Here is a 14,014-nt window from a genome sequence, read left to right as displayed (position 1 = left end):
CGTTACTTCCTCTTCGCCTTCTTGTCCGCGCCGTGACCGTAATAGGTACGGGTGGGTGCGAACTCACCGAACTTGTGACCGACCATGTCTTCGTTGACATTGACCGGGATATGCTTGCTGCCGTTGTAGACACCAAAGACCAGACCGACGAACTGCGGCATGATGGTGGAGCGACGGCTCCACATCTTGATCACTTCGTTGCGTCCACCTTCGCGAACCTTCTCAGCCTTCTTGAGAAGATAGCCGTCAACAAACGGACCTTTCCATACTGAACGAGCCATTGGAGACTTCCTCTCTTACTTCTTGCGCTGATGGCGCGAGCGCATGATCATCTTATCGGTCGACTTGTTGGAGCGCGTACGCGCACCCTTCGTCGGCTTGCCCCAAGGTGTCACCGGATGGCGACCACCGGAGGTCCGGCCTTCACCACCGCCGTGCGGATGGTCGACCGGGTTCATGACGACGCCGCGAACATGCGGACGCTTGCCGCGCCAAACGGAACGACCGGCCTTGCCGTCGTTGGTGTTGCCGTGGTCCGGGTTGGAAACGGCACCGATCGAAGCCAGGCAGGTGCCTGGTACGAGGCGCTGTTCGCCGGAGTTGAGGCGAAGGATCGCGAGGCCTGCATCGCGGCCGACCAGCTGCGCATAAGCACCGGCGGAGCGAGCGATCTGGCCGCCCTTGCCCGGCTTCATCTCAACGTTGTGGATGATCGAGCCGACCGGGATGAACTGCAGCGGCATGGCGTTGCCAGGCTTGATGTCCACGACCTTGTCGGAAGCGATAACCTTGTCACCGGGCGCCAGGCGCTGCGGTGCGATGATGTAGCGCTGCTCGCCATCGGCATAGTTGATGAGAGCGATGAAGGCAGAGCGGTTCGGGTCGTATTCGATACGTTCAACCGTACCTTCGATGTCGAACTTGCGACGCTTGAAGTCGATGAGGCGGTAGGTCCGCTTGTGACCGCCGCCCTGGAAGCGAACGGTGATACGACCGGTGTTGTTGCGGCCGCCCTTCTTCGACAGACCTTCCGTCAGCGCCTTGACCGGCTTGCCCTTGTAGAGGGCCGAGCGGTCGACGATGACCAGCTGACGCTGGCTCGGGGTCGTCGGATTGAATGATTTCAATGCCATTTTCTAATTCCTCACAGACCTGTGGAGACGTCGATGGTCTGGCCTTCGGCCAGCGTCACGATCGCCTTCTTCACGTCTTTCTGCTTGCCGACAAAACCGCGAAAACGCTTGGTCTTGCCGAGGCGGCGCAGAGTGTTAACAGCAGTCACCTTGACGCCGAACAGGGCTTCAACAGCTGCCTTGATCTGCGGCTTGGTAGCCGTCAGGGCGACGTTGAAGACAACCTGATTATACTCGGAAACCATGGTGGACTTTTCGGTGATCGACGGCGAGACGATCACGTCGTAATGGCGAATATCGGTCACTTGAAGCGCTCCTCTAGAGCCTCGACAGCGGCCTTGGAAAGCACGAGCTTACCGCGACGCAGAATGTCGTAAACGTTGATGCCCTGGATCGGCAGAAAGTCGATGTTCGGGATGTTTGCGGCTGCGAGCTTGAAGTTGGCGTCGAGCTCGGCACCGCCAATGAGCAACGCGTTGGTCAGGCCCATTGCATTGAACGTATTTGCCAGGACCTTCGTCTTGGCTTCCGTTGCGATGAAGTCATCGATAACGATGATGTCTTCAGCCTTGAACTTCGTCGACAGAGCATGACGCAGGCCGAGGGCGCGAACCTTCTTCGGCAGATCATGTTCGTGGCTGCGAACAACCGGACCGTGAGCCTTACCACCGCCACGGAACTGAGGTGCACGTGCGGAGTGGTGACGAGCGCGGCCCGTACCCTTCTGCTTGTACATCTTGGCACCGGTGCGCCAGATTTCAGCACGGCCCTTGGACTTGTGCGTGCCAGCGCGCTTCTTTGCCAGCTGCCAGCGGATGACGCGAGCGAGAATGTCCTCGCGCGGCTGGAGGCCGAAAATCGCATCAGAAAGGGAGACCTTCCCGGCGTCTTTCCCCTCGAGGGTCTTGACGTTAAATTCCATTGGTTCGGCTCCCTTACTTCGCGGCTGACTTGACGGCGTCGCGAACGATGATCCAGGCACCCTTGGAGCCCGGGACGGCACCCTTGATCAGGATAAGACCGCGATCTTCATCGGTCGAAACCACTACAAGGTTCTGCGTCGTGACGCGCGTCTGGCCCATGTGGCCAGCCATCTTCTTGTTCTTGAATACCTTGCCCGGATCCTGGCGCGAACCGGTCGAACCGTGCGAACGGTGCGATACGGACACGCCGTGGGTGGCGCGCAGGCCGCCGAAGCCGTGACGCTTGATAGCGCCGGCAAAGCCCTTACCGACCGTGGTGCCGGTAACATCGACCAGCTGACCAGCGGCGAAATGGGAAGCCGTGATTTCGGCGCCGATTTCAAGCAGGTTGTCTTCCGAAACCCGGAATTCCTGCAGCTTGGTCTTCGGTTCGACGTTTGCAGCGGCAAAGTGGCCACGCAGGGACTTCGAGGTATTCTTGACCTTGGCCACACCAGAACCAACCTGGACCGCGACGTAGCCATTCTTTTCGACCGTACGCTGGGCCACCACCTGGCAGCTCTCCATACGCAGTACCGTAACAGGGACATGCTCGCCTGCGTCATTATAGACGCGCGTCATTCCCACCTTCTGTGCAATCACACCTGAACGCATCGGTTCAATCCTTCTCACTCAGCTCGAAGACTGTAAGTCTCAGAGCTTGATCTCAACATCGACACCAGCAGCGAGATCGAGCTTCATCAGCGCGTCTACTGTCTGGGGGGTCGGGTCAACGATGTCGAGCAGGCGCTTATGCGTGCGCATCTCGAACTGTTCGCGGCTCTTCTTGTCGATGTGCGGGGAGCGGTTAACCGTAAACTTCTCGATACGGGTCGGAAGTGGAACGGGGCCCCGGACGCTTGCACCGGTGCGCTTAGCCGTCGATACGATCTCACGCGTAGAAGCGTCGAGAATCCGATGATCGAACGCCTTAAGGCGAATGCGGATATTCTGGCCGTTCATTCGACATTATCCTTGTTGTCTGTTATCGCCGCGCCCTCGAGAGAATGCGGTTTGTCTTATGACGTAAGGCGGATCACCGGTTTCAAAGATCGAGAGGGACACCAGTGTTTGGCATCCCTATCCAGCCTTTGGGCTACCTAGCCCACCTTATTGTTCTATTTAAAAGCCACTTCGACATGCGAATTCCACATGCAAAGCACCGCGCAAATCGCGCCTGCGCGCCATTTGCTACATTTCCGTGTCATAAGCAAGCGGCCAAGGCCCCCTGCTTCATATTATTGTCACGGTATCGGCTGCCGCTTGCGCGGCAGCCGTCCGTTATTACTCGACGATCGAGGCTACGATGCCGGCGCCGACGGTACGGCCGCCTTCGCGGATAGCGAAGCGCAGCTTTTCTTCCATGGCGATCGGCACGATCAGTTCGACAGCAACGGTGACGTTGTCGCCAGGCATGACCATTTCCGTGCCTTCAGGCAGGGAGACGATGCCGGTCACGTCCGTCGTGCGGAAGTAGAACTGCGGACGATAGTTGGTGAAGAACGGAGTATGACGACCGCCTTCTTCCTTCGTCAGGATGTAGGCTTCAGCCATGAACTTCTTGTGTGGCTTGACCGAACCTGGCTTGCAGAGAATCTGGCCACGCTCGACGCCGTCACGGGTGACGCCGCGGATCAGCGCGCCGATGTTGTCGCCAGCCTGGCCCTGATCGAGCAGCTTGCGGAACATTTCAACGCCGGTAACCGTCGTCTTGGTCGTTGCGCGGATGCCGACGATTTCGACTTCTTCACCAACCTTGACGATGCCGCGCTCGACGCGACCGGTAACAACCGTACCACGGCCGGAGATCGAGAACACGTCTTCGATCGGCAGCAGGAACGGCAGGTTGATCGGACGCTCAGGCGTCGGGATGTACGAGTCGACGGCTTCCATCAGAGCGCGGATGGCGTCTTCGCCGATCTTCTTGTCCGAATCTTCGAGAGCGGCCAGAGCCGAGCCCTTGATGATCGGGATATCGTCGCCCGGGAAGTCGTAGGACGACAGAAGTTCGCGGACTTCGAGCTCAACGAGTTCGAGCAGCTCTTCGTCGTCGACCTGGTCGACCTTGTTCAGGAACACCACGATGGCGGGAACGCCAACCTGACGGGCAAGCAGGATGTGCTCGCGGGTCTGGGGCATCGGGCCGTCGGCTGCCGAGCAGACCAGGATCGCGCCGTCCATCTGGGCAGCACCGGTGATCATGTTCTTGACGTAGTCGGCGTGGCCGGGGCAGTCGACGTGTGCATAGTGACGGGCAGGCGTTTCGTATTCGACGTGAGCCGTCGAGATCGTGATGCCGCGTGCCTTTTCTTCCGGGGCAGCGTCGATCTGGTCGTAACGCTTGTATTCGCCGAAATACTTCGTGATCGCTGCCGTCAGAGACGTCTTGCCGTGGTCAACGTGGCCAATCGTGCCGATGTTAACGTGCGGCTTGTTGCGCTCAAACTTACTCTTTGCCATTTCGGCTCTCCGTTATCTCTTCCCGTACCGGGATTATTCTTGTTTCGGTCAATTGGTATTCCGGTTATTTCTGACCGGAATACTTTGCCTGGATTTCAGTGGCTACGTTCGACGGAACCGGCGAATAATGGTCGAAGGTCATCGTGTACTGCGCACGGCCCTGGGACATGGAGCGCAGGTTGTCGACGTATTTGAACATGTTCGCGAGCGGCACGTTGGCATTGATGACAACGGCAATACCGCGGCTTTCCTGGCCCTGGATCTGGCCACGACGCGAGTTCAGGTCGCCGATAACGTCGCCGACATAATCTTCGGGCGTAACAACTTCGACCTTCATCATTGGCTCGAGAAGCTGAGCACCGGCCTTCTTTGCTGCTTCACGGAAGCAGGCGCGGGAGGCGATTTCGAACGCGAGGACCGAGGAGTCGACGTCATGGAAGGCACCGTCGATGAGGGTAGCCTTGACGCCCAGCATCGGGAAGCCAGCCAGCGGACCGGACGACATAACGCTTTCGATGCCCTTCTGAACGCCTGGGATGTATTCCTTCGGAATAGAGCCACCAACGATCTTGGATTCGAACTTGAATTCGTCGCCATCAGGGTTCGGTTCGAAGACGATCTTGACGCGCGCGAACTGGCCAGTACCGCCGGACTGCTTCTTGTGCGTGTAGTCTTCCTCGTGCTTCTTCGTGATGGTTTCGCGGTAGGCAACCTGCGGCGCGCCGACGGTGGCTTCTACCTTGAATTCGCGGCGCATGCGGTCGACGAGGATGTCGAGGTGCAATTCGCCCATGCCGGCAATGATAGTCTGGCCCGATTCTTCGTCCGTCTTGACGCGGAAAGAAGGATCTTCAGCAGCCAGGCGGTTGAGCGCGAGGCCCATCTTTTCCTGGTCGCCCTTGGTCTTCGGCTCGATGGCGATCTGGATGACCGGCTCGGGGAATTCCATGCGCTCGAGGATAACCTGGTGCAGCGGATCGCAGAGCGTGTCGCCGGTCGTGGTTTCCTTGAGGCCTGCGAGAGCAACGATGTCGCCAGCGAAAGCTTCTTCGATGTCTTCACGGGAATTCGAGTGCATCTGCAGCATGCGGCCGATGCGCTCGCGCTTTTCCTTGACCGTGTTCATGACCGCGGTGCCCTTAGTGAGCTTGCCGGAGTAGATACGGGCGAAGGTGAGCGAACCGACGAAGGGGTCGTTCATGATCTTGAAGGCGAGCATCGAAAGCGGCTCTTCATCCGAAGGATGACGGGCGATTTCGGCTTCGGTCTTCACGTCGATGCCGGCGATCGACGGGATGTCGAGCGGCGAAGGCAGGTAGTCGACAACGGCGTCGAGCAAAGGCTGAACGCCCTTGTTCTTGAAGGCCGTGCCGCAGAACATCGGATGGAACTTGACGTCGATGGTGCCGCGACGAACGAGTTCGCGGATCTTCTCGTTGTCAGGCATGATGCCTTCGAGATAGGCTTCCGTAGCAGCTTCATCGATATCGACGACCTGTTCGATCATCTTTTCGCGATATTCCTGCGCCTTGGCCTTCATGTCTTCCGGAATCTCGGTGACATCCCACTGGGCGCCGAGCGACTCGTCGCGCCAGATCAGGGCGTTCATCTCGACCAGATCGATAACGCCGATGAAATCGCTTTCGGCGCCGATTGGCAGCTGCATGACGACAGCGATCGCACCCAGACGGGTCTTGATCATCTCGACCGAGCGATAGAAATCGGCGCCGGTCTTGTCCATCTTGTTGCAGAAGATCATCCGCGGAACATTGTACTTCTCAGCCTGACGCCAGACGGTTTCCGTCTGCGGCTCTACACCGGCGTTGGCATCGAGAAGAGCAATCGCACCGTCGAGTACGCGCAGCGAACGCTCGACTTCAATCGTGAAGTCGACGTGGCCGGGAGTATCGATGATGTTGAAGCGGCGGGTCTTGCCGTCGCGACCCTTCCAGTAGGTCGTGGTAGCAGCAGAGGTGATCGTGATCCCACGTTCCTGTTCCTGCTCCATCCAGTCCATCGTGGCTGCGCCGTCGTGAACTTCGCCGATCTTGTGCGACTTGCCGGTGTAATAAAGAATACGCTCGGTGGTCGTGGTCTTGCCGGCGTCGATATGCGCCATGATACCGAAATTGCGGTAGTCTTCGATTTTATATTCGCGAGCCATAATGGACTGCCTTTCGGATACCGTTCGAGATTACCAGCGATAGTGCGAGAACGCACGGTTGGCATCAGCCATCTTGTGCGTGTCTTCGCGCTTCTTGACGGCGCTGCCACGGTTGTTGGAGGCGTCCAGCAGTTCGCCCGAGAGACGGTCGACCATGGTGGTTTCGTTACGCTTGCGGGCAGCAGTGATCAGCCAGCGGATAGCAAGTGCCTGGCGGCGCTCTGGGCGCACGTCAACAGGAACCTGGTATGTCGCACCACCGACGCGGCGCGAACGGACTTCGACGTGCGGAGCGATGTTGTCGAGCGCAGAGTGGAACACGACGAGCGGGTCCTGCTTGGACTTGCCCTGTACGTTTTCGAACGCGCCGTAAACGATCGTTTCAGCGACCGACTTCTTGCCGTGCAGCATGATCGCATTCATGAACTTCGTAACGATCAGATCGCCGAACTTAGGGTCCGGGTTGATCTCGCGCTTTTCAGCTTTGTGACGTCTTGACATAGTTTTGTCTCTTCAAATGTTGCCGGCGCCTTATCACGCGGAGAACCTCGCGCAGCACCTTAAATTCTGAACCCGAAATTACTTCGGACGCTTTGCGCCATACTTGGAACGGCGCTGCTTGCGGTTCTTGACACCCTGGGTATCGAGAACGCCGCGGATGATGTGGTAACGAACGCCCGGCAAATCCTTTACGCGGCCGCCACGGATCATGACGACAGAGTGTTCCTGAAGGTTATGGCCTTCACCAGGAATGTAGCCGATGACTTCGAAGCCATTGGTCAGGCGGATCTTGGCAACCTTACGCAGAGCCGAGTTAGGCTTCTTCGGGGTCGTCGTGTAAACGCGTGTGCAAACGCCACGCTTCTGCGGGTTTTCCTGGAGTGCAGGAACCTTATTGCGCTTTACCTGTGCCTGGCGAGGCTTGCGGATCAGCTGGTTTACGGTAGGCATTCAACCATCCCTTAAAATCTTGTCTCAACACCCTTGCGGGCATAACATTCGCCGTTTCCGGCAGCACCACACGTATCGGTAATGCACAAAGCGTGGCCCGACCCGCTTTCACGGATGGACCACATCAAAGCAGAGGACGCCAGTCTATGGCGTCATGCGTGCGGAAAACCTGTATTCAACGTGCGTTTAGAACCTTGTTTGAGGTGATCTCCAGAGCGTGTCGCTCCGAACAGCCATGCCTCACATCTGTTCTGATGGGGCGGGTACTACTGGCTTCAAGGCCTTTCGTCAAGGCCGGACGCAAAATTATCTTGACGCGTCGCTCGCCAAACCCCTGGAAAGCAGCGCTTTAGAGGCCAATTATAGGGGAAATGCGGTTCCCGTGACAAGATAGACTTTGGCATGGCATCGAAAGCCTATAAGGAATCGACAACCAGCCGTGCACGCCAGGGCTACAGCAACCCTAGATTCGCAAGATCGAATCGACTCGCCTGAGGAACTTCCCGATGATCACCAATCCGGACAACGACAACAACTATGACGGCCCGATGGTTTTCATCATCATCGGCAAGGGCTACGAGACCGATGGCGGCGAAGGTGTCGAACTGCATGTCATGCTGCGGGCAGCAGACGACGACACCGCCGTGCGCGAGGCGCTGAACGCCCTCTCCGAAGAAGGCTTCGTCGAAGCCGATCTCGACCAGATCGGCATGCTCACGGAAGTCCCCACCGAGGAGCCCCACGCATCGGCCTACAACGGTGCGCTCGAAGGCGAAGTGGCGATTATCCGATTCAGGTGAATGCAATGGAGCCGGATGCGCTGAAGGTCCTGATTTAAGGGGCTATGCGTATCCTAGCGTCCGATCTATCTTGCCCGCTACCATCCCCCAACAAAACTGTCACACAGCTAAAACACTCCCTTGATACCTGCGCAGCGTGTCACTGCATCAGGGGAGCCACCATGCAACACTTTGCCAAGATCTGCGCCATCAGCCTTGCCTTCACCATCGGTATCGCCCTGCCCTCGTTTGCCGAGGATGCCAAGGCCAAGCCGTTTACCGACGCCACTGAGGTCAACCTCCTGGTGCTGCTACCACCGCCACCGGCCAATGACTCTGCCCAGATGAGGGCCGAGCTCGCCGAGATCCTGACCCTTCAGGTTACCCGCACACCGGAGCAGTCGGCTCGCGCCGTTGCCGACGCGGAGGAAAATGTCTGGCGCTTTGCCGATGTCATCGACAGCCCGAAGTTCACCAAGGAAAACCTGCCGAAGTTCACGGCCTTCTTCGATCGCATCGTCGAAACCGAAGGCGCTGTCACCGATCCCGCCAAGAAGGTCTGGAACCGCCCTCGCCCGCATCTCTACAGCGATCTCGTGCACCCGGTCGTGCCGCTGTCGAAGTCCGGCTCCTATCCATCCGGCCATACGACAATCGGCACCCTGATGGGGATCGTGCTTTCCAACATGCTGCCGGAAAAGAAAGCCGCGCTGATGGCCCGCGCCTGGGAATATGGCCATAACCGCATGGTTGGCGGTATCCATTACGCCACCGATATCGAAGCCGGCCGCATCTCCGGCACGGTCATCGCATCGACGATCATGACTCATGACGACTACAAGACGGAATTCGAAGCGGCCAAGGCCGAGTTGCGTACCGCGCTCGGCATGTGAGATAGCCGAAGTTTATGTGATTGGGCCGCCGGCAAACCGGGCAGCCCTTTCTTTTATCATCAGCACCGTCCGTCATCCTCGGGCTTGTCCCGAGGATCCAATCTACCGGCGATTTCAAATCATTGCAGATCCTCGGGACAAGCCCGAGGATGACGGCGGAGTTGGCCTGATACCCCAACGCTACCAATCTCTGCCGCGTCATTAAGCGAACACGAAAACGCAAAACACCGCCCGGATCGCTCCGGGCGGTGTTTTTGTGTCTGGACCCTGTCGCCGATTACTCGGCGGCTGGGGCCTTTTCGTTGAGGTTCTGCAGCATCGGCGTGGCGACGGCCGATCCGGAGCCCTTGCGGCGCTCTTCGAGGATCAGTTCGTCGCGCGCCGTGGCGATGCGGCGGATCTGCGTCATTGTACCACCGGTACCGGCCGGGATGAGGCGGCCGACGATGACGTTTTCCTTCAGGCCCTGCAGGCCATCGGTCTTGCCGGCGATTGCAGCCTCCGTCAGCACCTTCGTCGTTTCCTGGAAGGACGCGGCGGAGATGAAGGACGGCGTCTGCAGCGACGCCTTTGTGATGCCGAGCAGAACCGGATCGCCGTAAGCAGGCTTCTTGCCTTCCTCGATCAAGCGGTCGTTGTTGTCTTCCAGCTCGATACGGTCGACGTTGTCGCCGACGATATAGTGGCTGTCTCCCGCATCGGTGATTTCCACCTTCTGCAGCATCTGACGAACAATCACTTCGATGTGCTTGTCGTTGATGACAACGCCCTGCAGACGATAGACTTCCTGGATTTCGTTGACCAGGTACGAGGCAAGTGCCTCGACGCCCTTGATCGCCAGGATGTCGTGCGGTGCCGGGTTACCGTCGAGGATGTAATCACCCTTTTCGATGTAGTCGCCGTCCTGAAGATGGAAGGGCTTGCCCTTCGGGATCAGGTATTCGACTGGCTCGACGCCGTCTTCCGCAGGCTCGATGATAACGCGACGCTTGTTCTTGTAGTCGCGGCCGAGACGGATCGTGCCATCGATTTCGGCGATGACAGCGTGGTCCTTCGGACGACGGGCTTCGAACAATTCGGCGACGCGCGGCAGACCGCCGGTGATGTCCTTGGTCTTGGCGCTTTCCAGCGGCGAGCGGGCAAGAACGTCACCCTGGGATACTTTCTGGCCGGGCTCGACCGAAAGGATCGCATCGACGGAGAGGAAGAAGCGGGCATCCGTACCGCGGGGCAGTTTTGCAACATTGCCGCTGGCGTCCTTGATGACGATCGCCGGCTTGAGGTCCGAACCGCGTGGGGTCGAACGCCAGTCGATGACCTGACGCTTGGTGATGCCGGTCGCTTCGTCGGTGGCTTCCAGAACGGACAGACCGTCGACAACGTCTTCGAACTGAACCGTACCAGCCAGTTCCGTCATGATCGGACGTGTGTAGGGGTCCCACTCTGCGAGGCGCTGTCCACGACGAACCTTGTCACCGTCATCCACATAGATCTTCGAACCGTAGGCGACGCGCTGCGAGGAGCGCTCGACACCGCGTTCGTCAAGGATCTGGATCGTCATATTGCGGCCCATGGCGACGAGAACGCCGTCAGAGTTGCGCAGCATGTTGCGGTTCTTCAGCTGCGCCGTACCTTCGTAGGACGCTTCGAGGAACGACTGGTCGACCACGGTGGCCGTGCCGCCCAAGTGGAAGGTACGCATGGTCAGCTGGGTGCCTGGTTCACCGATCGACTGCGCGGCGATGACGCCGACAGCTTCACCGATGTTGACCGGCGTACCACGGGCGAGATCTCGGCCGTAGCAGACGCCGCAAACGCCCGTCTGGATTTCGCAGGTCAGGGCAGAACGAATACGGATCGACTGGATGCCGGCCTTTTCGATCTCGATGACATCTGGCTCGAGGATCATCTTGCCGGCATCGACGATGCGCTCGCCCGTGACCGGGTGATCGATATCGTCCAGCGCCGTACGACCGAGGATACGGGCACCGATGGAGGCAACCACCTGACCGGCATCGACGATGGCGGTCATGGTGAGGCCCGATTCTGTACCGCAATCGACGTGCGTGACGATGCAATCCTGCGCAACGTCAACGAGACGGCGCGTCAGGTAACCGGAGTTGGCTGTCTTCAGGGCGGTGTCTGCAAGACCCTTGCGGGCGCCGTGGGTCGAGTTGAAGTACTCGTTAACGGTCAGGCCTTCCTTGAAGTTCGAGATGATCGGCGTCTCGATGATTTCGCCCGAAGGCTTAGCCATCAGGCCGCGCATACCACCCAGCTGGCGCATCTGGTTCGGAGAACCGCGGGCACCGGAGTGGGACATCATGTAAATCGCGTTCATCGGCTTCTGGCGACCGGTAGCCTCATCGAACTCGACGGCCTTGATCCGGGCCATCATGTCTTCAGCGACCTTTTCGGTAGCCTTGCCCCATGCGTCTACGACCTTGTTGTACTTTTCGCCCTGGGTAATCAGGCCGTCATTGTACTGCTGTTCGTATTCCTTCACCAGGCTTTCGGTGTCACCGACGATCTTGGCCTTGGTTTCCGGAATGACCATGTCGTCCTTGCCGAACGAGATGCCGGCGCGGCAGGCGTGAGCGAAGCCGAGCTGCATGATACGGTCGCAGAAAATGACCGTGTCCTTCTGGCCGCAGTGACGATAGACCGTGTCGATCATCTTGGAGATGTTCTTCTTGGTCATTTCCTGGTTGCAGGTTTCGTAAGGAACCTTGAATGCCTTTGGCAGAAGTTCGCCGATGAGCATGCGGCCAGGCGTCGTTTCATAGATCTTAGAGTAAGGCTTGCCCTCTTCGTCGATCGACTTGAAGCGGCCACGCACCTTGGAGTGCAGCGTGACGACCTTGTTTTCAAGGGCATGATGCAGCTCGCCGAGATCCGAGAAGGCCATGCCTTCGCCCGGCTCGTTCTGGTTCATGATCGACAGATAGTAGAGGCCGAGAACCATGTCCTGCGACGGCACGATGATCGGTGCGCCGTTTGCAGGGTGCAGGATGTTGTTGGTCGACATCATCAGGACGCGTGCTTCAAGCTGGGCTTCCAGCGAGAGCGGCACGTGAACGGCCATCTGGTCGCCGTCGAAGTCGGCGTTGAAGGCCGTGCAGACGAGCGGATGCAGCTGGATGGCCTTGCCTTCGACCAGCATGGGCTCAAACGCCTGGATGCCGAGACGGTGAAGCGTCGGAGCGCGGTTCAAGAGAACCGGGTGCTCGCGGATGACCTCGTCGAGGATATCCCAGACTTCCGGCTTTTCCTTCTCGACCAGCTTCTTCGCCTGCTTGACGGTCGAGGAGTAACCCTTGGCGTCGAGACGGGCGTAGATGAACGGCTTGAACAGTTCGAGCGCCATCTTCTTCGGCAGGCCGCACTGGTGGAGCTTCAGTTCCGGACCGGTGACGATAACCGAACGGCCGGAATAGTCGACGCGCTTACCGAGAAGGTTCTGGCGGAAACGACCCTGCTTGCCCTTCAGCATGTCGGAGAGCGACTTCAGCGGACGCTTGTTGGCACCCGTGATGACGCGACCGCGACGGCCGTTGTCGAACAGCGCATCGACGGATTCCTGCAGCATGCGCTTTTCGTTGCGGATGATGATGCCAGGCGCACGAAGCTCGATCAGGCGCTTCAGGCGGTTGTTGCGGTTGATGACGCGGCGATACAGATCGTTCAGGTCGGAGGTCGCAAAGCGACCGCCGTCCAGCGGTACCAGCGGACGCAGGTCCGGCGGGATCACGGGAACGATCTTCATGATCATCCATTCCGGGCGATTGCCGGATTCCATGAAGTTCTCAACGATCTTGAGACGCTTCATCAGCTTCTTCTGCTTCAGGTCCGACGTGGTGTCGGCAAGATCCTGGCGCAGATCGCCGGCGATCTTTTCGAGATCCATGGATGCCAGCAATTCGAAGATGGCTTCGGCGCCGATCATCGCAGTGAACTGGTCTTCGCCGTATTCGTCAACGGCAAGCATGTACTCTTCTTCCGAGAGCATGTGATGCTCTTTCAGAGCAGTCAGGCCTGGCTCGGTGACGATATAGTTTTCGAAGTACAGGACGCGTTCAACGTCTTTCAACGTCATGTCGAGCAGCGTCGAGATGCGCGATGGCAGCGACTTCAGGAACCAGATGTGGGCAACGGGTGCAGCCAGTTCGATATGACCCATGCGCTCGCGCCGAACGCGCGACAGCGTGACTTCGACGCCGCACTTTTCGCAGATGATGCCCTTGTACTTCATGCGCTTGTACTTGCCGCACAAGCATTCGTAGTCCTTGATCGGTCCGAAGATCCGCGCGCAGAACAGACCATCGCGTTCAGGCTTGAACGTACGATAGTTGATTGTTTCTGGCTTCTTGATCTCGCCGTACGACCAGGAGAGGATCTTCTCCGGCGATGCGATGGAAATTCGAATTGAATCGAAGTTCTGTGCAGGCACCTGCGGATTGAAAAGATTCATGACCTCTTGGTTCATGCCTGTCTCCTTCTTGGGCGAAACGCCCCCAAATGCGATCAGTACCGGAAAATTCCCGGGAACCGGACTGACGCCTTAAAACGACAATAACCGCAGATTGCGGCGGAATCGTCCCTGCCAGGCCAAACGAAAACGTGATGGCGGAGGGACGATGCGCGCTGCCTAAGGCAGCGCGCACCTTATCGA

At 58.5% G+C, this 14,014-nt stretch carries 13 protein-coding genes; 2 read left to right on the top strand and 11 right to left on the bottom strand.

The genetic code is table 11. From position 1 onward, the window contains the following. Positions 1-2 precede the first annotated feature (2 nt). The 10 genes from rpsS to rpsL form a co-directional block, all read right to left on the bottom strand. Complete coding sequence (gene rpsS / locus J5274_RS11570; RefSeq protein ID WP_111220682.1) at positions 3-281, bottom strand: 30S ribosomal protein S19; 279 nt, start codon at positions 279-281, stop codon at positions 3-5. A gap of 15 nt (positions 282-296) precedes the next feature. Continuing rightward, on the bottom strand, positions 297-1,133 hold the full coding sequence (gene rplB, locus J5274_RS11565; RefSeq protein WP_142822284.1) for a 50S ribosomal protein L2: 837 nt from the start codon (positions 1,131-1,133) through the stop codon (positions 297-299). An 11-nt stretch (positions 1,134-1,144) separates the two neighbouring features. Continuing rightward, complete coding sequence (locus J5274_RS11560; RefSeq protein ID WP_111220680.1) at positions 1,145-1,438, bottom strand: 50S ribosomal protein L23; 294 nt, start codon at positions 1,436-1,438, stop codon at positions 1,145-1,147. Beyond that, the gene (gene rplD / locus J5274_RS11555) at positions 1,435-2,055 is read right to left on the bottom strand and encodes a 50S ribosomal protein L4 (RefSeq protein ID WP_142822283.1); all 621 of its coding nucleotides are present in this window, start codon (positions 2,053-2,055) and stop codon (positions 1,435-1,437) included. Before rplD ends, J5274_RS11560 begins: the two co-directional genes overlap by 4 nt. Positions 2,056-2,068: 13 nt before the next feature. Continuing rightward, positions 2,069-2,710: a 50S ribosomal protein L3 gene (rplC, locus tag J5274_RS11550; protein ID WP_142822282.1), complete on the bottom strand. Its 642-nt coding sequence runs from the start codon at positions 2,708-2,710 to the stop codon at positions 2,069-2,071. A gap of 39 nt (positions 2,711-2,749) precedes the next feature. Beyond that, positions 2,750-3,058: a 30S ribosomal protein S10 gene (rpsJ, locus tag J5274_RS11545; protein ID WP_003547547.1), complete on the bottom strand. Its 309-nt coding sequence runs from the start codon at positions 3,056-3,058 to the stop codon at positions 2,750-2,752. A 321-nt stretch (positions 3,059-3,379) separates the two neighbouring features. Further along, positions 3,380-4,555 (bottom strand): elongation factor Tu, encoded by a 1,176-nt coding sequence (tuf, locus tag J5274_RS11540; RefSeq protein WP_142822264.1) that lies wholly within the window; start codon positions 4,553-4,555, stop codon positions 3,380-3,382. Positions 4,556-4,619: 64 nt separating this feature from the next. Next, on the bottom strand, positions 4,620-6,719 hold the full coding sequence (gene fusA / locus J5274_RS11535; protein ID WP_142822281.1) for an elongation factor G: 2,100 nt from the start codon (positions 6,717-6,719) through the stop codon (positions 4,620-4,622). A gap of 30 nt (positions 6,720-6,749) precedes the next feature. After that, entirely contained in the window at positions 6,750-7,220 is a 471-nt protein-coding gene (gene rpsG / locus J5274_RS11530; protein WP_111220676.1) for a 30S ribosomal protein S7, read from the bottom strand. Positions 7,221-7,298: 78 nt separating this feature from the next. Next, entirely contained in the window at positions 7,299-7,670 is a 372-nt protein-coding gene (rpsL, locus tag J5274_RS11525) for a 30S ribosomal protein S12 (RefSeq protein ID WP_003507760.1), read from the bottom strand. A gap of 506 nt (positions 7,671-8,176) precedes the next feature. On the opposite strand from rpsL, the gene J5274_RS11520 reads away from it, so the two are divergent. Together J5274_RS11520 and J5274_RS11515 are read left to right on the top strand one after the other, a co-directional pair. Continuing rightward, positions 8,177-8,470, top strand: a complete 294-nt coding sequence (locus J5274_RS11520) for a transcriptional regulator (RefSeq protein WP_142822280.1) — start codon at positions 8,177-8,179, stop codon at positions 8,468-8,470. A 161-nt stretch (positions 8,471-8,631) separates the two neighbouring features. Next, the gene (locus J5274_RS11515) at positions 8,632-9,342 is read left to right on the top strand and encodes a phosphatase PAP2 family protein (protein WP_142822279.1); all 711 of its coding nucleotides are present in this window, start codon (positions 8,632-8,634) and stop codon (positions 9,340-9,342) included. Between the two features lie 277 nt (positions 9,343-9,619). Here J5274_RS11515 and rpoC read toward each other — a convergent pair whose 3' ends face one another. After that, positions 9,620-13,828, bottom strand: a complete 4,209-nt coding sequence (rpoC, locus tag J5274_RS11510) for a DNA-directed RNA polymerase subunit beta' (protein WP_142822277.1) — start codon at positions 13,826-13,828, stop codon at positions 9,620-9,622. Between the last annotated feature and the right edge of the window lie 186 nt (positions 13,829-14,014).

The organism is Rhizobium sp. L51/94, assembly GCF_019355555.1.
Classification (GTDB): domain Bacteria; phylum Pseudomonadota; class Alphaproteobacteria; order Rhizobiales; family Rhizobiaceae; genus Rhizobium; species Rhizobium rhododendri.
Note: the sequence above shows the minus strand (reverse complement) of the source record. Positions and strands in the feature narration are given on the sequence as shown.